Origin of the sequence: Nocardia alba NBRC 108234, from assembly GCF_001612665.1 — a bacterium.
In the GTDB taxonomy this organism is placed as follows: Bacteria; Actinomycetota; Actinomycetes; order Mycobacteriales; family Mycobacteriaceae; genus Nocardia; species Nocardia alba.
On the sequence record NZ_BDAX01000014.1, the window covers coordinates 213,565 to 233,836 of the forward strand.

At 68.2% G+C, this 20,272-nt stretch carries 18 protein-coding genes and 1 tRNA gene; 9 read left to right on the forward strand and 10 right to left on the reverse strand.

The window, feature by feature from the left end:
• The first annotated feature begins 13 nt into the window (after positions 1-13).
• Positions 14-1,405 (forward strand): MATE family efflux transporter, encoded by a 1,392-nt coding sequence (locus NA12_RS17005; protein WP_067451567.1) that lies wholly within the window; start codon positions 14-16, stop codon positions 1,403-1,405.
• A 56-nt stretch (positions 1,406-1,461) separates the two neighbouring features.
• On the opposite strand, the gene NA12_RS17010 is transcribed toward NA12_RS17005, so the two are convergent.
• The 4 genes from NA12_RS17010 to mfd form a co-directional block, all read right to left on the reverse strand.
• Positions 1,462-2,037 carry a TerD family protein gene (locus tag NA12_RS17010; RefSeq protein ID WP_067451570.1) on the reverse strand — a complete coding sequence of 192 codons (576 nt, stop codon included), beginning with the start codon at positions 2,035-2,037 and terminating at the stop codon, positions 1,462-1,464.
• Between the two features lie 38 nt (positions 2,038-2,075).
• Complete coding sequence (locus tag NA12_RS17015) at positions 2,076-2,561, reverse strand: hypothetical protein (protein ID WP_243654727.1); 486 nt, start codon at positions 2,559-2,561, stop codon at positions 2,076-2,078.
• Positions 2,562-2,761: 200 nt separating this feature from the next.
• Entirely contained in the window at positions 2,762-3,469 is a 708-nt protein-coding gene (locus tag NA12_RS17020; protein ID WP_067451576.1) for a nucleoside triphosphate pyrophosphohydrolase, read from the reverse strand.
• On the reverse strand, positions 3,466-7,080 hold the full coding sequence (mfd, locus tag NA12_RS17025) for a transcription-repair coupling factor (protein ID WP_067451579.1): 3,615 nt from the start codon (positions 7,078-7,080) through the stop codon (positions 3,466-3,468). Before mfd ends, NA12_RS17020 begins: the two co-directional genes overlap by 4 nt.
• Positions 7,081-7,286: 206 nt before the next feature.
• Between mfd and NA12_RS34890 the strand changes: the two genes are divergently transcribed.
• On the forward strand, positions 7,287-8,534 hold the full coding sequence (locus NA12_RS34890; RefSeq protein WP_132369689.1) for a hypothetical protein: 1,248 nt from the start codon (positions 7,287-7,289) through the stop codon (positions 8,532-8,534).
• A 62-nt stretch (positions 8,535-8,596) separates the two neighbouring features.
• Positions 8,597-9,220, forward strand: a complete 624-nt coding sequence (locus NA12_RS17035) for a TIGR03085 family metal-binding protein (protein ID WP_067451585.1) — start codon at positions 8,597-8,599, stop codon at positions 9,218-9,220.
• Between the two features lies 1 nt (position 9,221).
• Here NA12_RS17035 and NA12_RS17040 read toward each other — a convergent pair whose 3' ends face one another.
• Both NA12_RS17040 and NA12_RS17045 read right to left on the reverse strand, forming a co-directional pair.
• Positions 9,222-9,869 (reverse strand): TetR family transcriptional regulator, encoded by a 648-nt coding sequence (locus NA12_RS17040; protein WP_067451588.1) that lies wholly within the window; start codon positions 9,867-9,869, stop codon positions 9,222-9,224.
• A 161-nt stretch (positions 9,870-10,030) separates the two neighbouring features.
• On the reverse strand, positions 10,031-10,669 hold the full coding sequence (locus NA12_RS17045) for a TetR/AcrR family transcriptional regulator (protein ID WP_067451591.1): 639 nt from the start codon (positions 10,667-10,669) through the stop codon (positions 10,031-10,033).
• A 227-nt stretch (positions 10,670-10,896) separates the two neighbouring features.
• Here NA12_RS17045 and NA12_RS17050 point away from each other — a divergent pair.
• The 6 genes from NA12_RS17050 (at position 10,897) to NA12_RS33155 (ending at position 15,628) form a co-directional block, all read left to right on the forward strand.
• Positions 10,897-10,967: transfer RNA gene (locus tag NA12_RS17050), tRNA-Gln, on the forward strand.
• 93 nt (positions 10,968-11,060) lie between these two features.
• Entirely contained in the window at positions 11,061-12,551 is a 1,491-nt protein-coding gene (gene glmU / locus NA12_RS17055) for a bifunctional UDP-N-acetylglucosamine diphosphorylase/glucosamine-1-phosphate N-acetyltransferase GlmU (RefSeq protein WP_067451594.1), read from the forward strand.
• Entirely contained in the window at positions 12,548-13,528 is a 981-nt protein-coding gene (locus tag NA12_RS17060) for a ribose-phosphate diphosphokinase (RefSeq protein ID WP_067451597.1), read from the forward strand. Before glmU ends, NA12_RS17060 begins: the two co-directional genes overlap by 4 nt.
• A gap of 689 nt (positions 13,529-14,217) precedes the next feature.
• Entirely contained in the window at positions 14,218-14,445 is a 228-nt protein-coding gene (locus tag NA12_RS34165) for a hypothetical protein (RefSeq protein ID WP_067451600.1), read from the forward strand.
• Positions 14,446-14,521: 76 nt separating this feature from the next.
• The gene (locus NA12_RS17070) at positions 14,522-15,187 is read left to right on the forward strand and encodes a DUF2461 domain-containing protein (RefSeq protein ID WP_067451604.1); all 666 of its coding nucleotides are present in this window, start codon (positions 14,522-14,524) and stop codon (positions 15,185-15,187) included.
• A gap of 66 nt (positions 15,188-15,253) precedes the next feature.
• On the forward strand, positions 15,254-15,628 hold the full coding sequence (locus NA12_RS33155; protein WP_174551100.1) for a hypothetical protein: 375 nt from the start codon (positions 15,254-15,256) through the stop codon (positions 15,626-15,628).
• 63 nt (positions 15,629-15,691) lie between these two features.
• Here the strand turns inward: NA12_RS33155 and egtD are convergent, their stop codons facing one another.
• The 4 genes from egtD to egtA all read right to left on the reverse strand — a co-directional run bounded on the left by egtD (position 15,692) and on the right by egtA (position 20,214).
• Complete coding sequence (gene egtD / locus NA12_RS17080) at positions 15,692-16,663, reverse strand: L-histidine N(alpha)-methyltransferase (RefSeq protein WP_067451609.1); 972 nt, start codon at positions 16,661-16,663, stop codon at positions 15,692-15,694.
• Complete coding sequence (egtC, locus tag NA12_RS17085; RefSeq protein ID WP_067451612.1) at positions 16,660-17,520, reverse strand: ergothioneine biosynthesis protein EgtC; 861 nt, start codon at positions 17,518-17,520, stop codon at positions 16,660-16,662. Before egtC ends, egtD begins: the two co-directional genes overlap by 4 nt.
• Positions 17,520-18,854 (reverse strand): ergothioneine biosynthesis protein EgtB, encoded by a 1,335-nt coding sequence (gene egtB / locus NA12_RS17090; RefSeq protein ID WP_067451616.1) that lies wholly within the window; start codon positions 18,852-18,854, stop codon positions 17,520-17,522. Before egtB ends, egtC begins: the two co-directional genes overlap by 1 nt.
• 82 nt (positions 18,855-18,936) lie before the next feature.
• Entirely contained in the window at positions 18,937-20,214 is a 1,278-nt protein-coding gene (gene egtA / locus NA12_RS17095; protein ID WP_067451619.1) for an ergothioneine biosynthesis glutamate--cysteine ligase EgtA, read from the reverse strand.
• Between the last annotated feature and the right edge of the window lie 58 nt (positions 20,215-20,272).

The following is a 20,272-nucleotide window of genomic DNA, read 5'->3' on the forward strand; positions in this document are numbered from 1 at the left end:
CCGGAGCGGGTGGGTGAACGGCACGGCGACCGATAGCAACGCGCTGGCCAGGCTGGCGACGCCGATCGCGCTCACCCAACTGGCGCAGATCGCGGTCTCCACGACCAATCTCGCGCTGATGGGCACGCTCGGTGTGCGCGAAGTGGCCGCGGGTGGGCTGGCGCTGGTGCTGTTCAACCAGATCCGCACCATGTGCGTCGGGCTGATCACCGGCACCGGGAATCAGATCGCGGGCGCGCTCAGCGCGGCGGACAAGCGCGGCGGACGCGCCGACGACGAAGTGCGCGCGGTGATGCGGGCGTCCTTCGTGATTGCGACGGTCGCCGGGCTGCTCGGCGGCGCGCTGTTGATCGGGCTCGGATGGGTACTGCCGTGGCTGGGCCAGGACGCGGGCGTGCTCGACGCGGCCCGGCCGATGATGATCGCGCTCGCGCCCGGGTTGCTGCCGTGTCTGTGGTTCCAGGTATTGCGCCAGTACACCGTCGGTATGCAGCGGCCGCAGGCATTGCTGCTGGTCACGCTCGGTTCGGTGGCCTTGAACCTGGTGCTCGCACTGGCCTTCATCCACGGCTGGGCGAGCATTCAGGCGATGGGCCTGACCGGTGTCGGCATCGCGACCTCCCTGGTCTTCCTGATCACCTTCGGCGTGTTGTGGGCGATGGTGCGCTACGACGAACAACTCGGCGCCACACTGCCGTCGACGCCGTGGCCGGTGCGCTGGGCGACCGTGCACGAGGAACTGCGCCTCGGCACCCCGATCGCGCTCACCTACGGTTCGGAAGCGGGCATGTTCTCGGTGCTCGCGCTGGTGATGGGCAGTTTCGGGCCCGCCGCGCTGGCCGCGCACAACGTGGTCTACCAGGTCATCTACATCGTGTTCCAGGTGGCGATCGGGCTGTCGCAGGGAGCGTCGATCCTGGTGAGCCATGCGGTGGCGCGCGATGAGTTCGCGCACGCGCGGGCGCTGGCCTGGCTGGCGCTGCGCATGGCCGCCACAGTCGCGATCGTCACCGGCGTCGTCTACGTGCTCGCGCCGAACATCGTGCTCGCGCCGTTCCTCGACACCACCGACACCGACACGGTCGCCATCGCGCACACCCTGCTACTCATCGGCATCGTGCTGCAATTCTTCGACGCCGCCCAGAACATCGGCACCGGGCTCCTGCGCGGTCTCAAGGAGACCTCCGCGGGCCTGCGGTTGTCGCTGGTCGGTTACTGGGGCGTCGGCCTGCCCTCGGCGCTGCTGCTGGCGTTCCCGCTGCACCTGGGCGCGGCCGGGGTGTGGTGGGGCCTGACGGCCGGCTTGGCTACCACCGCCGCGCTCATGCTGCGCAAGTACTTCACGCTGCTCGATCAGGCCAGTGTGCCCTCGCCGCGACGGGTGCCGGTCACGCAATCACGATGACCGGCGAGCACCCCGAAGGCGGGCGAGCAGTGCTCGCCCGCCTTCGGGGTGGTTCGTCAGAGATTCACGCCGTAGTCGCGGGCGATGCCCGCGAGGCCGGAGGCGTAGCCCTGGCCGACGGCGCGGAACTTCCACTCGGCGTTGTGGCGGTACAGCTCGCCGAACACCATCGCGGTCTCGGTGGACGCGTCCTCGGACAGGTCGTAGCGCGCCAGTTCCACGCCGGTGTTGGCGTCGGTGACGCGGATGTAGGCGTTGCGGATCTGACCGAACGACTGGCCGCGGGCCTGCGCGTCGTGGATCGAGACCGGGAAGAAGATGTTGGTGATCGTCGGCGGGGTGGCGGCCAGGTCGACGTTGATGGTCTCGTCGTCGCCCTCGCCCTCGCCGGTCAGGTTGTCACCGGTGTGCTCGATGGTGCCTTCCGGCGAGCGCAGGTTGTTGTAGAAGATGAAGTGCTGATCCGAGAGCACCTTCAGATTCGCGCCGGTGGCCAACGCGCTGGCGTCCAAGTCGTGGTCGGCGCCGGTGGTGGTGCGTACGTCCCAGCCGAGACCGACCGCCACCTTGGTGAGATTGTCGGTCTGCTTCGACAGCGAGACGTTGCCGCCCTTGGCGAGTGTGACGCTCATGAAAACCCTTCTATCCGGATGGTATGCCGTAGAGAAATTTACGCCGCGGACTCGTCGTCGACCCAGGTTCGCAGGGTTTCGACACGTCCCTCCAACGCCCGCAATTCGGTGTCGTCGAGGACGGTGCGCTGAATACCACGGTCCACGGCGAACGCGGACTGGCGATGGTCGTCGATCACGTCGACATCCAGCTGCACCGCGGTGTAATCCTGCGCCGACGGCATCTGCTCGGCGATCACGGTGGCCCGGCCGCGCGCACACAGCGCCACGTTGCCGCCGCCCAGGATCAGCAACGCCACCTCCGGCCGCTCCCGCAACCGCGCCAGCGACCCGCGATCGGACTTCAAACTGATGAGAATCCGCCGATCACCCGCGCGCACCGGCCACGAGACCGGAATCGCGTGCGGCCCCAGATCGGTGGTCACCAGCACCGCGATGGTTTCCTGCGGCCATACCGGCAACACATCCAGCTCCGGATGGTCGGCCATCACGCTCTGCCCTGCCGGATCTACCTCTGTAGCCATCAACCTCACCTCGACGATCGCCGGACCCCTGCCTCGCCGCGGACGGCGAGCTACCTCGATTCTAAAGCCGTGTGGCCCTTGCCCGCTGGCGCGAGCAAGATTATCCATCAGATCTCAGCAACGTCTCAGCCGCCGAAGCGGGCCCATAACCTCGCGACACCGTTAGCTGATCGGTAACCGATACTGTCGGCGAATGACGCTCAGCGCGGCCAGAAGGCGTGCCAGTCGTCCACGCCGAGTGGCAGCCTGGCGCCCCGTTCGGCTTCGGCGGCGTCCTCGGCGGCGCGAATGGCGGCGGCGAAGTCGATCGATGCCGTGCGCAGGCGTTCCTCGGCCGAATCAGGACCGCCGAGTTCGACCACGCGCAGCGTGTCGGGGACGAGGTCGGCGGGCAGTCCGGCGGCGGCGCCACGGGTACGTATCTTCTCGGCGAGGGCGAGGGCGGGTTGGGCCATGGCGATGCCGTCGAGACAGGAGCGGCGGGATTTCTCCGCGGATTTGCGCTCCTCCCATGCCTTTTCCTGCGCCGCGATCTTGTCGGCCACCGAGGCGCCCGAGGAGAAATCGGCGTCGGTGAGATAGGGGCTGCGATGGACGAGCTTGTCGACCAGGGTCGCCGCCACATCGTCGACGGTGAATTCGCCCGCGTGTTCGGCGATCCGGGAATGGAACAGCACCTGCAACAGCAGATCGCCGAGTTCTTCGCGGATGGTCTCGGCATCGCCGGCCTGGATGGCGTCGAGGAGCTCGTAGGTCTCCTCGAGGAGGTAGGGGCGCAGCGAATCGTGGGTCTGGGTGCGCTCCCAGCCGCCGAACCGCCAGAGCCGATCCATCACCTCGACGGCCTCGGACAGTCCCGCGGCGACGATCGCGGCGTCGGTCTGCTCCCGCGAGAGCTCCGAACTCATCGCGCCGCCGCGGGTTCGGTCGGCACCGAAAGGTCCACCATCCCTTGTGGTTTGCCATCCAGCACCAGCAGGAGATCGGCCACGAACTGCAGCACCGCCACATCGCGTACCCGGTCGGCGCCGACGCTGTCGGTGATCCGGGGCAGCGGCAGGGTGATCAACCCGCTCGCCGGGCGATAGTTGGCCGAGGGATAGATCCGCTTGAGCCGAAGCTGTTTGGAATCGGGCAGACTCAGCGGCGCGATCTTGAGCGACGAGCCGGTGACCACGATCTCGGACACGTCGTACTCCCGCGCGAGCAGGCGCAACCTGGCCACCGCCACCAGCCGCCCGACCTCCACCGGCAGCGGACCGTAACGATCGACGAGCTCCTCGATAACCGCCGCCAGGGCCGAATCATCCTGGGCGGAGGCCAGTTTGCGGTAGCCCTCGAGCCGCAGGCGGTCGCTGGCGATGTAATCGGGCGGGATGTGCGCGTCGACCGGCAGATCGATGCGCACCTCCTTGTTCTCCTCGGTGACGATCGGCTTGCCGTCGGCGGCCGCGCGGTAGGCCTCCACGGCCTCGCCGACCAATCTCACATACAGGTCGAAGCCGACACCGGCGACGTGACCGGACTGTTCGGCGCCGAGCACATTGCCCGCGCCACGGATCTCGAGATCCTTCATCGCCACGGCCATACCCGCACCGAGATCGGAGTTCTGCGCGATGGTGGCAAGGCGGTCGTAGGCGGTCTCGGTGAGCGGCTTCTCCGGCGGGTACAGGAAATACGCGTAGCCGCGCTCACGGGAACGACCGACGCGGCCGCGCAACTGGTGCAATTGCGAAAGTCCGAGGGAATCGGCGCGTTCCACGATCAAGGTGTTCGCGTTGGAGATGTCGAGGCCGGTCTCGATAATGGTGGTACAGACGAGCACGTCGTATTCGCGCTCCCAGAATCCCTGCACGGTCTTCTCGAGCTGATCCTCGTTCATCTGACCGTGTGCCACGACCACCCGCGCCTCGGGCACCAGATCACGAATCTTCTTGGCGGCCTTGTCGATCGAGGACACCCGGTTGTGCACGTAGAACACCTGGCCGTCGCGCATCAACTCGCGGCGGATGGCCGCGGTGACCTGCTTGTCGTTGTAGGCGCCCACATAGGTGAGCACCGGATGCCGTTCCTCGGGCGGGGTGAGGATGGTCGACATCTCGCGGATGCCGGCCAGACTCATCTCCAGGGTGCGCGGGATCGGGGTGGCCGACATGGTGAGCACGTCGACGTGGGTGCGCAGCGCCTTGATGTGTTCCTTGTGCTCCACCCCGAAGCGCTGCTCCTCGTCGACCACCACCAGGCCGAGGTCTTTCCAGCGCACGCCGGTCTGCAGCAGCCGGTGCGTACCGACCACGATGTCGACCGAGCCGTCGGCCAGCCCGGCCATGATCTCCTTGGAATCGGCGGCATCGGTGAACCGGGACAGCCCCTTCACCGTCACCGGGAAGCCCGCGACGCGTTCGGTGAAGGTCTGCAGGTGCTGCTGTGCGAGCAGGGTCGTCGGCACGAGCACGGCGACCTGCTTGCCGTCCTGTACCGCCTTGAACGCGGCGCGCACGGCGATCTCGGTCTTGCCGTAGCCCACATCGCCGCAGACCACGCGGTCCATCGGCACCGCCTTCTCCATATCCGACTTCACGTCGGTGATGGCGGTCATCTGGTCGACGGTCTCGGTGAACGCGAACGCGTCCTCCATCTCCTGCTGCCACGGCGTATCCGGGGCGAAGGCGTGACCCGGGGCGGCCTGGCGGGCGGCGTAGAGCTGCACGAGCTCGCCCGCGATCTCGCGAACGGCCTTGCGCGCCTTGCGTTTCGTGTTCGCCCAGTCGGAGCCGCCGAGCTTGGACAGGCTCGGCAGCTCGCCGCCGACATAGCGGGAGAGCTGGTCCAGCGATTCCATGGGCACGAACAGGCGGTCGCCGGGCTGGCCGCGCTTGCTCGGCGCGTACTCGATCACCAGGTACTCGCGGCGCGCGCCACCGATGGTGCGCTCGATCATCTCGACGAACCGGCCGATGCCGTGCTGGTCGTGCACCACCATGTCGCCCGCGGTGAGCGCCAGCGGGTCCACCTGGTTGCGACGCTTGGCGGGCAGCCGCTTGCCCTCGGTGGGCGCGGTGACCCGGTTGCCGGTGAGATCGGATTCGGCGACGACCACCAGTCCGGCGTCATCGAAGATCAGCCCGTCGTGCAGCGAACCACACAGCACGCCGACCACCCCCGGCTCCGGCACCGCCCCCGCGGGCAGCAGCGCGGCGGGCACCTCGGCCTCACCGAGCCGTTCCAGCACGCGTTGGGCCGTGCCGTGACCGGTGACCACGACGACCGCGCGAGCACCGGTGGCGACGTGCGCGCGCAACGACGCGAAGATGGTGGCGACCAGTTCCTCGGACCCGCGCGCGGTGGGCCCGGGGGCCACCGGCAGGTTCACCTCGATCGGGTCACCCGAGCTGAGCGGGCTCAGCGTCCACCACGGCAGGCCGAGTTCATCCGCGCTGGTACGCAATTCGGGCAGACCACGGTAGCCGGACGCGGCCAGGTCGAGGCCGTTGGCGCCCAGCGGCGCATCGCTACCGAACGAGGCGGCCGTCCATGAGGCTTCGAGGAACTCCTCGCCGGTGCGCACGAGATCGGCCGCGCGGGTGCGGATCTTCTCCGGGTCGCACAGCAACAGCTGGGTGCCCGCGGGCAGCGCCTCGGTGAGCAGGCTGAGCTGGCCCGGCGCGAGGACCGGCAGCAAGGCTTCCATGCCGTCGACGGGGATGCCCTCGGCGATCTTGTTCAGCATCTCGACCAGGGAGGCGTCGGCCTCGTTGTCGGCGGCGACCGCGGTGGCGCGTTCGCGAACCGGTGTGGTGAGCAGCAACTCCCGGCACGGCGGCGCGACCACCGTGTCGACGGTGCTCTCGGTGAGCGAGCGCTGATCGGCGACCGAGAAGGGACGGATCTCGGTGACCTCGTCACCCCAGAACTCCACGCGCACCGGATGATCCGCCGTCGGCGCGAACAGATCGAGGATGCCGCCGCGCACCGCGAACTCGCCGCGCTTGCCCACCATGTCGACCCGGGTGTACGCGAATTCCACCAGGCGAGCGAGCAATTCGTCGAAATCGTGTTCACCGCCGACCCGCAGCACCACCGGCTCGATATCGCCGAGCCCGGCCGTCATCGGCTGCATCAGCGAACGCACCGTGGTGACCACGACCCGCAGCGGTTCGGGATAGACGGTGTCCTCGGGATGGGCCAGCCTGCGAAGTACCTCCAGCCTGCGGCCGACGGTATCGGGGCCGGGCGAGAGACGTTCGTGCGGCAGGGTCTCCCAGGACGGGAACATCGCCACCGACGGACCGAGCAGCTCGGTGAGTTCCACGGTCAGATCGTCGGCCTCGCGACCGGTCGCGGTCACCACCACCAGCGAACGCTGGTCGGCGATCGTCGCGGCGACGAACGACCGCACGGCCGATGGCGCGACCAGTTCCACCCCGGATTTGCCGACCAGGTCGGTGACCATCCGCAGTGCGGCGTCACCCGCGACCACTTCGGCCAGACCGGCGAGCGGAGGACGAAGGGAGGACATTGTTCGCTCCTGAATGCGCAGACGGGATAGGCGAGGTAGCCGTCTCGAAGTCTAGATGAGTGATTTTCGGGGCGTCGGCCCGCAGCCGACCCCCGAGCACGCGCCGACCACCCCTGTAATAGACATCACAATCCACCGATCAACCAATCGGCGAACGCAACCGCCACGAATCTCCGAAAGCTATACATCTATCGAGTGGGTGATCTATGACGACCACAATCGGAATATCAGCGGAACGCACTGTCGTGCGGGGTGTGCTCCTGGCCAACACGCCAGGGAAACCATCCGAAGTCCTGCGGGCAGTCCACCAGCGTGGCGACGACGGTGCCTCGATCGTCGACACACTCGACGCACTCGCTCGGACAGCGCCCGCCATCGCCGACGTCGCCGTGGCGTACCACACGACCGAGGACCGGCAGCGGATCGTCTCGGAGCTCGCGGGCGGGCCGTGGCGGACATCGTCGCTGGTCTCGACCCGATCGGCGCTGTTCGCGCTGATCGCCGACCTGCCCGAACTCGGTGCGTTCGGGACCGTGTTGATGCTGCACCTGGCCGATCACACCGCGACCGCCGTAGTGGTCGGGCCGGATCGTCGCCAGATCCTGGCCTCGGATGGCTGGACCACCGGGTTCGCCGAGGACGTCGCGGTCGAGGGGCCCGCCGTCGACAGCGACGCGATGACCGAGACGATCGGTCGCGTGCGATCGATGCTGGCGTCGATCCCGGCACACGCCGACGCGGTCGCCCTCAGCGGTTCGTCGGCGGTCGATCCGGAGATCGCCAATGCCCTGCGCTACGAACTCACCGCCCGCGTGATCCTCCTGCCGGATCCCGCCGACGCCACGGCGCGAGGAGCGGCGCTGATCGCCGCCGACCAGGCGCGAAAGCAGGCCGTTCCCCCTGCGCGCGCGGCTCGGGGCCGAGGCGCTGTGGTGCTGACCGCGGCGGCCGTCGCGGCTGTCCTCGGTGTGTCCGGATTCGTGGTGTCACAGGCCATGGACGAGAGCGCACCGACCATGAACGCGCGTTCCCTCGATACCACCAGCAGCACGCCGCCATCGACCGCCGCGCCGACCACCACCGAACCACAGGTCTCGCCCACAGCCTCGCCGCCACCACCGGCCGCCCAACCCCCGGCGCCTGCTCCGGTGACGACACCGATCCCCGACAACAGGATCTGGGCCGACACACCCCGTCCCGCACCGCCCGTGGCCGCTCCGGCCCCCACCACAACCTTGCCGCGCGATCCGGCGCCTGCGCCCGAGGAGAACCCCGCGCCGGAAACGACCGCGCCCGCCGCGCCCCCGACACCGACCAGGGTCGGCGCCCCCAACCCGCAGGGGCTCTTCCCCGGAGAGTCACCGCCCCCGGCGGCGGGCTCAGATCCCGCGGCGGAACAGGCGTGGTGGGTCAACCACTGGAATCTGAAGCGACAGTGGATGAACGGCGGCTGATTCCGGACCACCGAGTGGGATCGCGCGGGGACGGACCTCGCGACACGGCGTAGGGTCGAGGCGTGAGTCTGGCTCGACGTGAACGCCACGCCCTCGTGGAAACGATGACCGAGGCCGGCCCTGCCGCGCCGACCCTGTGCGGCACCTGGACGGTGCACGACCTCGCAGCCCACCTCGTGGTCCGCGAACGCAGGCCCGACGCGTCGATCGGTATCGTCTTCCGGCCGATGGCGGGCTATCTGGAGACGAAGCAGAACCAGATCGCGCAGCGGCCGTTCGCCGAACTGCTCGAACTGGTCCGCACCGGCCCGCCGTGGTGGTCGCCACTGCGCCCGGTCGACGCGGTGGTCAATCTGACCGAGATGTTCGTCCACCACGAAGACGTGCGCAGGTCCGAACCCGGCTGGGAGCCGAGGCAATTGGCCGCGGCCGACGAGGATCGGCTGTGGAAGGCACTGCGCACGGTCGCGCGCGCGGCCTACCGCAAGTCGCCGGTGCCGGTCGTGCTCGCGACGCCGCAGGGCGCCCGGATCACGGCACACCGTGGTGAGGGCGCCGAGGTGGTGCTCACCGGCACTCCGTCGGAACTGGTACTGCACGCCTTCGGCCGCGACGCGGTCCGGATCACCCCGACCGGGGCCGCCGACGATGTGCGAGCAGTGCTCGCCATCGACCGCAGCGTGTGACCTAGACGACGTAGCGGCGCAGCCTGCGCGCCGCGAACCCCCGGAAGTACGACAGTTTCTCCGTCGGCACCAGCGAGGGCAGCAGGAAATACCAGGCCCGCTCCATCCGGGCCGCCATCTGCTCCATCGACTCGGTGCCGACCGCGACGATGTGCACGCCCGCGGTCAACTCCTGGAGCAGCACGCCGACGACCTCCGGATCGAGATCGGCGATCAGGTCGCCCTGGGCGATGGCGCGCTCCGACAGCAACCGATAGGTATCGCCCCACGTCTTGGCGATGTTGTCGCCCTGCGCCCCGCGATAGTCGCCGATCTGATGGGTGAGTTTGAGCATCGCACCCACCATCGGATCGTTCATCGACAGATCGGCCACCACGTAGGTGATCCCGACGGCCGCCTCCAGCGCGGGCACCCGGGAATCGAAGAAACCCTGGCAGGATCCGGTCAGGCGCTCGTTGCCCTGATCGACCACCGCCCTGGCCAGCTCCTCCTTGGAGCCGAAGTGAAAGTACAAGGCACCCTTTGTCACGTTGGACTGCGCGATGATTTCGCTGAGGCTCGCGTTGGCGTAGCCCAAACGGAGAAAGACATCGGCAGCGCCAGCAAGGACGGAGTCGCGGGTGATCTCCGCGCGTGCTTGCCTAGCCATCAGATCCGCCTGTCATCCAATAATCCAGCCATCCTGAAGTAGACCGACATCCCGAAATTTGCTCGACATACCGCCCGGCAGCACCCAAAAGGATGGGTGAACCGTACCACCAGGCGGCGAAGTGGCAGCCGAATCATGGATTCGGTCCACACTGCCGTGCGCTAACGTCTGGTTACCCCACCACCGGTCGGCGCGGTCCCCGTATTCCATTCGGAGCTGAGCCCCGGTTCGGCTTCCAAATGACTCAATCCGTTCCAACACAGGTTGACCAGGTGCGCCGCGACCACCTCTTTCGGCGGGACGCGCTCGTCGAGCCACCAGGTCGCCGCGGTCGACACCATGCCGACCAGAGCCTGGGCATAGAGCGGGGCGAGGCTGGCATCCAGATCGCGACGGCCGAAATCACTGGCGAGCAGATGGGCCACCTGGTTGACGGCCTCGTTGAGCAGGCTCGAGTAGCGCCCGTCGGAGCTGGCGACGGGCTGGTCGCGGACCAGGATCCGAAAACCGTCGGTCCGCTCCTCGATGTAGGTGAGCAGGGCCAGCGCCACCTGTTCCAATCGCACCCGCGAGCGATTGCGGGTGAGCGAGGAGGTGATCATCTCCAGCAGGATCGACATCTCGCGGTCGACGACCACCGCGTAGAGGCCCTCCTTGCCGCCGAAATGCTCGTAGACCACCGGCTTGGACACCTGCGCGCGCTGCGCGATCTCCTCGATCGAGGTCGCGTCGTACCCCCGCTCCGCGAACAACGCGCGGCCGATCTCGATCAGCTGCTGCCTGCGCTGCGTACCCGTCATCCTGGGTCTCGGGGCCCGAACCGGCTCACTGGACGACATCGATGCCCCCGCCTCTCCGCGTTTTCGACTCACAAGAATCAGTACGTGCGTTCCAGAAGGCTAACAACGACATCCGAGCACGGACGCGACAGGCATCCACAAGATTCGCCCGAGGACGGGATCGTGTGCGAGGATCACTGGCGTGCCGTAGCACAGTGGTGGGCGATGACTGCCCACTGGTGTAGCGATCCGCCGTAGTGTAATGGCAGCACCTCTGATTTTGGTTCAGATAGTTCAGGTTCGAGTCCTGGCGGCGGAGCACACGGACACCCAGTGACGTATCGTCGGCCCGCACCATCTACCGACCGAACCCGCCACAGCACACTCGCTGACAGGCAGCCGAGGGAGATCCATGTCACCGCAGACCGCCGTCGTCGTTCTCGCCGCAGGTGCCGGGACGCGAATGCGGTCGAAGACTCCGAAAGTGCTGCACCCGTTAGCCGGCCGGTCGATGCTCTCGCACGCGCTGCACGCCGCTGTCGAGATCGATCCGACCCACCTGATCACTGTCGTCGGGCACGACCGGGAGAAGGTCGGCGCCGCTGTGGCGGACGTGGGCAAGGAACTCGGCCGCGAGATCGTGTGCGCGGTGCAGGAGCAGCAGCTCGGAACCGGACACGCGGTTCAGTGCGCACTGGGTTCGATCCCCACGGACTTCGACGGCGACCTCCTCGTCACCTCGGCAGATGTGCCGTTGCTCGACGGGCACACCCTCTCCGCGCTGCTCGACGAGCACCGCAGCTACGCCGAACGGCCCGCCGTGACGGTGCTGACCTTCGTACCCGACGACGCCAACGGCTACGGCCGGATCGTGCGCGACGACGACGGCCAGGTCGCCGAGATCGTGGAGCACGCCGACGCGACTCCCGAGCAGGCCAAGCTCAAAGAGGTCAACTCCGGTGTCTACGCGTTCGACGCGTCGGTACTGCGCACCATGATCGGGCGGCTGTCCACCGCCAACGCCCAGCACGAGCTCTACCTCACCGATGTGCTGCGGCTGGCCCGTGAAGCCGGTCATCCCGTGCACGGCGCGCGGCTGGTCGACTCCAACAAGGTCACCGGCGTGAACGACCGGGTGCAGCTGTCGCAGGCGGGCGCCACCCTCAATCGCTACATTCTCGAACGCCACATGCGGGCGGGCGTCACCATCGTCGACCCGGCGACGACCTGGATCGACTCGAGCGTGCGCATCGGGCGTGACGCCGTGCTGCGGCCGGGCACCCAGCTCTTCGGCGAGACCCAGATCGGCGAGGACGCCGAGATCGGCCCCGACACCACCCTCACCGACGTGTTCGTCGGCCAGGGCGCGAGCGTGATCCGCACCCACGGCGCCGGCGCCCGGATCGGTGAGGGTGCCACCATCGGCCCGTTCAGCTATCTGCGGCCCGGCACCGTCGTCGGCGAGGAAGGCAAGCTCGGCGCGTTCGTCGAGACCAAGAACGCCTCCATCGGCGCGCATTCGAAGGTGCCGCACCTGACCTACGTCGGCGACGCGACCATCGGCGAGCACAGCAACATCGGCGCTTCCAGCGTTTTCGTGAACTACGACGGGGTGAACAAACACCACACCGTGGTCGGTTCACATGTGCGCACGGGTAGCGACACCATGTTCATCGCGCCGGTCACCGTGGGTGACGGCGCCTATACGGGTGCGGGTACTGTACTGCGCAGAAGCGTTCCACCGGGCGCACTTGCTGTGTCGGGTGGGCCACAGCGCACTTTTGAGAACTGGGTGCAGCGTTACCGTCCAGGAACCGCTGCGGCGCGCGCGGCGGCGGAAGCCATCGCGGCAGACGAGACGTCTTCGAAGGCAATCGAGCAAAAGGATGGCAACCAGCAGTGACCGCGTTCTCGATCGACAACCAGAAGAACTTGATGCTCTTCGCCGGCCGGTCACATCCTGAGCTGGCCGAGCAGGTCGCCAAGGAACTCGACGTCGACATCACCCCGCAGACCGCGCGCGAATTCGCCAACGGTGAGATCTTCGTTCGCTTCGAGGAATCGGTCCGCGGTTCCGACGCCTTCGTGCTGCAGAGCTTCCCCGCGCCGCTCAACCAGTGGCTGATGGAACAGCTCATCATGATCGACGCGCTCAAGCGCGGTTCGGCCAAGCGGATCACCGCGGTACTGCCGTTCTACCCCTACGCGCGCCAGGACAAGAAGCACCGCGGCCGCGAGCCGATCTCGGCCCGCCTGGTCGCCGATCTGCTCAAGACCGCCGGCGCCGACCGCATCATCAGCGTCGACCTACACACCGACCAGATCCAGGGCTTCTTCGACGGCCCCGTCGATCACATGCACGCGCTGGTGCAGCTATCGGATTACATCCGCACCAACTACCCCTCCGACAACCTCGCGGTCGTCTCCCCCGACGCGGGCCGCGTGAAGGTCGCCGAGAAGTGGTCCGACGCCCTCGGCGGCACGCCGCTGGCCTTCATCCACAAGACCCGCGACCCGCTGGTGCCCAACCAGGTGAAGTCCAACCGCGTCGTCGGTGACGTCGAAGGCCGCACCTGTGTGCTGATCGACGACATGATCGACACGGGTGGCACCATCGCCGGTGCGGTGAAGGTCCTCAAGGAAGCCGGTGCGGGCGATGTCATCATCGCGGCCACCCACGGTGTGCTCAGCGATCCGGCCGCCGAGCGCCTGGCCAACTGTGGGGCCAGGGAAGTCGTCATCACGAACACGCTGCCGATCAGCGAGGACAAGAAGTTCCCGACGCTGACCGTGCTGTCGATCGCGCCGCTGCTGGCCCGCACCATCCGCGAGGTCTTCGAGAACGGCTCGGTAACCGGCCTCTTCAACGGCAACGCTTGAGCTGTTCCGCCTCTCCGGGTCTTTTGGCCAGACCGAGGTGCGGGGAAGGTTAGGGACGCGGCAAGACTCCGGGGGTGAGGGTTGGCTCGTACCCGGTGAGTTACCCATGTTCTTGCGAGATCAGCCGGTGCGTTGTTGTCTCCGACAATGGCGCATCGGCTGGTTTCTGGAGCTGCTGAGCGTGGGGGTTCCACGGACTGAGCAAGCTTTCCGGGTGGCGGGTTCGGCCCGTGGCCGGTGAGTTGCCCTTGTTCTCGCGGGGATCAGTTGGTGCGTTTGTGCTCGGATAATGGCGCATCGGCTGGTCTTTGGGGCATGGTGGTCCTGTAATTCGGGACGTGACAGGGGGCGGGATGGGGACTGAGCCGGAGTGGCGGGTCGAGCTCGGTAAGGATCAGGGTGTGCCTCGGGTGCAGGACGCGCCGGAGGTGTCTGATTCGGCGGGCATAGAGCCGTGGGGTGGGATCGCGAATCCCGGTCCAGCTGGCGATCTACCGCCGTATCCGCCGCCCCCACCGCCGGGGCCGATGTTTCCCGCGCCGGGTTATCCCGCTGTCGGTAATGCCGCGCCGATATATCCCACTTCTGGCTATCCGCCGGCTGGCCGGGCGCCCTACGGTGCGCCGCACTATCCGGGGCAGTTCCCCGCACCGCCCCCGCCGGGGTATGGCTACCGGGACACCACTCCGGTGTGGTCGATCGTCAGTTTCTGCTGTGTCGCGGCGTCGGTGCTCGGCGGGGCGATGCTGTGTGGGCTGCCGGTGCTCGTCACCGCGCCGACGGGAGTCGTCCTCGGGCTGGTCGGGCATGCCAAGGGCGAGCCGCTGGGCAAGTGGGCGGCCATCGCCAACGGGGCGATCGCGGCGCTGGCCGTCGTTCTGGTGCTCGTGTTCATGGCACTGATCGGCGGAATGTGAGCCTGCGCGGGCGATACTGGTAAGCGGAAGCTGAACCGATCGTCGCCCCCGAACAGAACTGAGAAACGTCGCACAGATGGATGCCTTCACCGGATTCCCGCTCACCGGGCTCGACTTCTACGAAGATCTGGAGGCCGACAACTCGAAGGCCTTCTGGAACGCGCACAAACACCTCTACGACGAGGCCGTGCGCGCCCCGATGGCCGCGCTCACCGCCGAACTCGCGGCGGAATTCGGTCAGGCCAAGATCTTCCGGCCCTACCGTGATGTCCGATTCTCGGCCGACAAGCTGCCCTACAAGACGCATCAGGGCGCGGTCGCGGCGGTGGCGCCGGGCGTCGGCTGGTACGTACAGATCGGAGCGGCCGGGTTGTTCATCGCGGGCGGCTGTTTCCGGCCCTCACCCCCCGCCTTGGCCGTCCTGCGCGCGACGATCGACGACGACGTCCGCGGCGCCGAACTGACCGAGATTCTGACCGCGACAACGGCGGCCGGGTACAGCCTCGGCGGCGACAAGCTCAAAACCAAGCCCAAGGGCTACGCCATCGACCATCCGCGCATCGACCTGCTGCGCCACAAGTCGCTGACCGCACACCGCGAGTTCGGCGCACCGGAGTGGCTCACCACCCCGGCCGCGGTCACCGAGATCCGCCGGGCATGGAACGACCTGCGCCCGCTCGTCGAATGGTTCGCCGCAGTTTTGCAGGGCGTCCCGGAGGACACCAGCGGCAGACGCCCGTAGCCGACCGGCCATCCGGCCGAGCGTGGCAGGTGACGCCACGGCCATCCGAGGCCGATACTGGAAACCATGAGCCGTGAACCGTTGGACATGGACATGGGCGACGACGATCAAGCCGACGACATCGTCGAATACGAGCGCTATGTGGAAGACCCGCCCGCCGACCACGTGATCCGCAATCACGAAGCCGAAGCCGACGGCTTCCTCGGCATCACCGAGGAAATGTCGAAGGAGTACACCGAGCGGGGGGCCCGCAAGGAGGCCGGGTACGAGGACGAACGCCCCGCCGAGGTGAGCGCGATGCGAGTGGTCGGCGACGACAAGGTCGACGGCGACCTCTTCGACGACGACGCCGTCAACGGCGAGGAGTCCGTCGAGAAGGACCTCGAGGGCGACGAGAACCTCACCAGCGGCGAATACCTCGCCGACGAACTCGACCTCTGACCGCGCCTTCCTCTCGGTTACCGAGCTTCCGACCCGACCGTGGGCTTCACCCGCAGACCCGGTTCAGCGGCGTTCGGCCAGGGTCAACGCGAAGCGGTCGTCGGGGTCGATCCAGGTGTGGGTGGGGGTGAAACCGGCTTCGCCCAGCTCGACGGCGAGAGATTCGGGCCGGAATTTGGCGGAGATCTCGGTGCGCATCTCCTCGCCCGCCGCGAAGTCGACCGTCAGGTTCAGCCCGGCGACAGTGACCGTCATCGCCTCGGTGGCGCGCAGGCGCATCTCGATCCACTCGTTCTCGGCGTCCCAGACGGCGACGTGGTCGAACTTCTCGGGGTCGAAGTCGGCGTCGAGCCGGTTGTTGAGGACGTGCAGGACGTTGCGGTTGAACTCGGCGGTGACTCCGGCGGCGTCGTCGTAGGCGGGGACCAGGATCGCCGGGTCGATCACCAGGCCCGTGCCGAGCAGGAGCAGTTCGCCGGGTTCGAGGACCTCGTTGATGCCCGCCAGGAACGCGGCACGCTCGGCGGGGACCAGGTTGCCGAGGGTGCCGCCGAGGAAGGCGATCATGCGCCGGCCGCCACGGGGCAGGTTGTGCAGGGTGTCGGTGAAGTCGCTGACCACGCCGTGCACGGACAGGTTCGGGTACTCGGCCGCGATCTCGTCGGCGGCACCGCGCAGCGCCGAGGCCGAGACATCCTGCGGCACATAGGTTTTCAGTGATCCTTCGGCGGTGAGCGCATCCAGCAGCAGGCGGGTCTTGGCGGCCGAGCCCGAGCCGAGCTCCACCAGCACCTGCGCGTGCGCGGCCGCCGCGATCTCGCCGACGACGCGCGCGAGCAGGGCCCGTTCGGTGCGGGTCGGGTAGTACTCGGGCAGTTCGGTGATCCGCTCGAAGAGCTCGCTGCCGCGGGCGTCGTAGAACCACTTGGGCGGCAGGGATTTCGGGTCGGCGCTCAGACCGGTGCGGGCGTCGGTGCGCAAGGCCGTGGTGAGATCGTCGTCGGTGAGGTGGATGTCCAGCAGCGGCGCGGTCATGAACGGACCCTTTCGGTAGCGGAGAGTTCCAGAGCGGTGATGGTGCAGTGGCCGGGCGTTGCGGTGACCAGTTGGTGGTCGATGACGGATTGCCAGCGCGGATCCGCGTCATACGGTTCGGAGGACAGCACGGTGTAGTCGTCGGCGACGAGCACCGATAGCGAATGCCAGTAGGTGGTGGCCCACAGCGCGACTCCGTTACCGAGCAACAGGTTCAGCCGAGCCGTCGGTTGACGGCGCGCCACGAGCGCGACCAGCAGTTCGATGGCCTCGGCCGCCGAGGTGATCGGGCCCGCGGGGGTGATCGCCCGGAGCAGACCTCGCAGCAGCACCCACAGCGCGGCGGAGTCGGTGAGCGCCTCCGCCTCCAGCAGCACCGCGGGCGAACTGAACAACGCCCCATCCGCAGGGGTGGTCGCGGCGGTGAATATCTCGTCGAGGTCGCCGAGGACGGCCACGAGGGTGGTTCGCCACTCGGGAACGACGCCGTTGTGACTGAAGGCCCAGTGGTCGTCGGTGAAAGGGGCGCACGCGCGACGCTCGACCGGCAGGCCCACGGTGGCCGAGCGGACGGCGGCGATCACCGAACGGGATTCGAGTTGGCCGAGCACCTCGGCGACGGCGGGATCGGTCCAGATCGGCGCGTGGTTGCGGTAGCGGGTGACCGCGTCGCGGGCGCCCTCCGTGCCCACATCGGCGCGGCGCCACCAGGCCACGCCGAAGCCGTCGGCATTGATGGTGCCGCCCGCGCGCATATCGCCGGGCGCCCACGACTGGGCGTAGAGCGAGTGCGGACCGCGCAGCACAAGCTCGCCGACCCCCACCGACGGACCGACGTACCCGAGGTGTCGGCACATCAGCGTTCGTCCTCGCGCAGATCTCGGGCGAGCCGGAACCCGGCGAAGATCTGTCGGCGGATCGGGTGGTCCCAGTTGCGGAAGGTGGCGCGGCAGGCGACCTCGTCGGTGCCGAAGGACCCGCCGCGCAGGATGCGATAGTCGCCGCCGAGGAAGACCTCCGAGTATTCGCGGTACGGGAACGCGCGGAAACCCGGGTAGGCCTCGAAACCGGAGGAGCACCATTCCCAGACATCGCCGATGAGCTGCTGCACGCCGGTGGCCGACGCGCCTGCCGGATAGGCGCCGACCTCGGCGGGTTCCAGATGGCGTTGGCCGAGGTTGGCCAGCTGCTCGTCCGGTTGGTCCTCACCCCACGGATAGCGGCGCGACGCACCGGTTTCCGGGTCGAAGCGGGCCGCCTTCTCCCATTCGGCCTCGGTCGGCAAGCGCTTTCCGGCCCAGCGGGCGAAGGCCTGCGCCTCGAACCAGCACACGTGGACCACCGGCTGATCGAGCCGCAGCGGGGCACGGACGCCGAACGCCGTGCGCGTCCACCCGTCGCCGTCGCGCTCCCAGAACTGCGGCGCGACCAAGCCCGCCTCCGTGCGGTGCGCCCAGCCACGCTCCGACCACAGCTCGGCCCGGTCGTAGCCCCCCGCGTCGATGAAGGCGAGGTACTGGCGGTTGGTCACCGGCGCGACATCGATCGCGAAGCCGTCGACGTGCACCGGATGTGCGGGGCGTTCGTTGTCCAGCGCCCAGGGATCGGCCGAGGTTCCCATCAGGAATTCGCCTGCGGGAAGGACGATCTCGCCACCGGCGGGTGCCTGGGCCACCGGTGCGCGCGGGGCGGACAGCACCGGCGCGCCGGCGCGCAGTTGGTGGGTCGCGAGCATGGTCTCGTCGTGCTGCTGCTCGTGCTGAGCGATCATGCCGAACGCGAAGCCGTTGTCCACCAGCGCGTTACCGGCCAGATCACTGGAATCGAGGACGTCGAGGACCTTCTCGCGCACCGAACCGAGGTAACCACGCGCCTGCTCGGGATCGAGCAGCGGCAGCGCGGGCCGGTTCGACCTGGCGTGTTTGAACGCGTCGTAGAGCTCGTCGATATCGGCCCGCACCGCATCGCGCCCACCGACATCGCGCACCAGCCACAGCTCTTCCTGGTTCCCGATATGGGCCAGGTCCCAGACCAGCGGCGACATCAGGGGCGAATGCTGCGCGACGAGCTCGGCTTCGTCCACGCTGTCGGTGAGCAGGGCGGTGCGGCGACGAGCGCGCGACAGAACCTCGGCGATCCGAGCGCGCGTCCGGTCACGGTCGCTGTGGTCGGCGGGAACGGAAAGAGTCACAAGAGCTCCGAAACAGGCTGGTAGACAATAACTTCGAGCAAAGAGCGATCGGCGCGCCGATGCCCGACGAGCGGCGGCGAGGTCATCGCGATCCGCTCGAGCCGTTACGTTCCGCCACTGGACCGCGACCGGCGCGACATCGGCGTGCCGCGGCGGCCAATTCCGCGGCGGCAGCGGGTGTTCGCGCATGGGCGGCGGCCAGCTCGAGCACGGCCACGGCCGAGCGGCGCAGGTGCGGATCGAGTAGTCCGCAACGCGCGGACGTCAACCACTCCCCCGCGGTGGGCGCGGCGAGCGCTGTCGCCTCGGCGACCACCGCCGGGGTCGACAGCAGGGCGTCGAACAGGTGGATCGGGGTGGTCCACGTGTTGCCCGGTTGGGTGTCGAGATAGCGGACCTCGAGGTGCCCGGACGCGCGGACCGGCGGGAACAGTGTGGTCAGGTGGTAGTCCAGGTCGGCGCGGGTCGGGCGCCGGCCTACTTCGTCGTCGAGGGCGCCGGACAACCAGTCGGCGAAGGTGGCGCCGGGAGGGGGAGCCCAATCGGCGTCGGCATCGGCGCAGCGCACGCAGAGCAGCGGGACGTCGAGGGCCCAGTGGGCGTAGGAGGTGATCGGGTCGGCCCAGTCGGCCACCGCGGGTCTGGTGCGCGAGGGGTCCAGGCGCAACCAGGTGCGCATTCGCTGAGACGCCCAGTCGCCGGGCGGCACGCCGTACAGCCGCGGCGAGCAGGCGAAAGCGGCGATCAGGGTGGGGCCGAGGACGTAGAGGGCGGTCCAGCGGGCCCGTATCTCGGCCGGATCGGTGCCCGCGTCCACGCTGACCTGGGTGGCGGCGGTATTACACATCATCAGGGTGCCGAACGGACCGACGCTGTCGAAATGACGTTCCATCGCCGCGTAGCGGGGCAATCGGAGCAGGCGCTCGGGGGGCCGGTCCGCATCGGCGGCGGCGGTGAATACGCTGATCTCACGGGCGGCGAGCAGGTCCCGCAAACGGGCCGCGTCGGCGCGCAGGTGCTGCGTCAGCGCGTCCGGACCGGCGAACGGCGCGCTGGAAAGTTCTATCTGACCACCGGGTTCGACGGTGACCAGGCTGCCACCGGGCAGCGGGGTCGCGGGCGATGCCGCGCGGATGGAGGTCGGGGTGTGCGGCCCGAGGGCCGCTGCCAGCTGGTCGAGCGAGGGACGCGAGCCGGTGGGACCCGCGGTGAGCCACTCCAGTTCGGCGCCGATCAGCGCGGGTGGCCCGAGCTTGAAACAGACGCCGCCGACATAGGCCTCCGCCGCCGCCCTGGACGATAGTTCACCCTGTTCAGGGGCGTATTCGGGCCACGATGAGCGTTCCAGGGTGACCGCCATACCAACCTCCACGTGCTGCGTGCTGCCGGGGAACCTGCGTTTCGCTCATTCCAGAGTA

Excerpts from the sequence above, each read along its gene's own strand:
- NA12_RS34890 (WP_132369689.1), top strand. The coding sequence starts at position 7,287 with ATGACGACCACAATCGGAATATCAGCGGAACGCACTGTCGTGCGGGGT.
- NA12_RS17020 (WP_067451576.1), bottom strand. The coding sequence starts at position 3,469 with ATGAGTTCGGAGCTCTCGCGGGAGCAGACCGACGCCGCGATCGTCGCC.
- NA12_RS33155 (WP_174551100.1), top strand. The coding sequence starts at position 15,254 with ATGAGCCGTGAACCGTTGGACATGGACATGGGCGACGACGATCAAGCC.
- egtA (WP_067451619.1), bottom strand. The coding sequence starts at position 20,214 with ATGGCGGTCACCCTGGAACGCTCATCGTGGCCCGAATACGCCCCTGAA.
- NA12_RS17010 (WP_067451570.1), bottom strand. The coding sequence starts at position 2,037 with ATGAGCGTCACACTCGCCAAGGGCGGCAACGTCTCGCTGTCGAAGCAG.
- mfd (WP_067451579.1), bottom strand. The coding sequence starts at position 7,080 with ATGTCCTCCCTTCGTCCTCCGCTCGCCGGTCTGGCCGAAGTGGTCGCG.
- NA12_RS17045 (WP_067451591.1), bottom strand. The coding sequence starts at position 10,669 with ATGACGGGTACGCAGCGCAGGCAGCAGCTGATCGAGATCGGCCGCGCG.
- egtD (WP_067451609.1), bottom strand. The coding sequence starts at position 16,663 with ATGACCGCGCCGCTGCTGGACATCCACCTCACCGACGACGATCTCACC.
- egtC (WP_067451612.1), bottom strand. The coding sequence starts at position 17,520 with ATGTGCCGACACCTCGGGTACGTCGGTCCGTCGGTGGGGGTCGGCGAG.
- NA12_RS17040 (WP_067451588.1), bottom strand. The coding sequence starts at position 9,869 with ATGGCTAGGCAAGCACGCGCGGAGATCACCCGCGACTCCGTCCTTGCT.
- NA12_RS17015 (WP_243654727.1), bottom strand. The coding sequence starts at position 2,561 with ATGGCTACAGAGGTAGATCCGGCAGGGCAGAGCGTGATGGCCGACCAT.
- glmU (WP_067451594.1), top strand. The coding sequence starts at position 11,061 with ATGTCACCGCAGACCGCCGTCGTCGTTCTCGCCGCAGGTGCCGGGACG.
- NA12_RS17070 (WP_067451604.1), top strand. The coding sequence starts at position 14,522 with ATGGATGCCTTCACCGGATTCCCGCTCACCGGGCTCGACTTCTACGAA.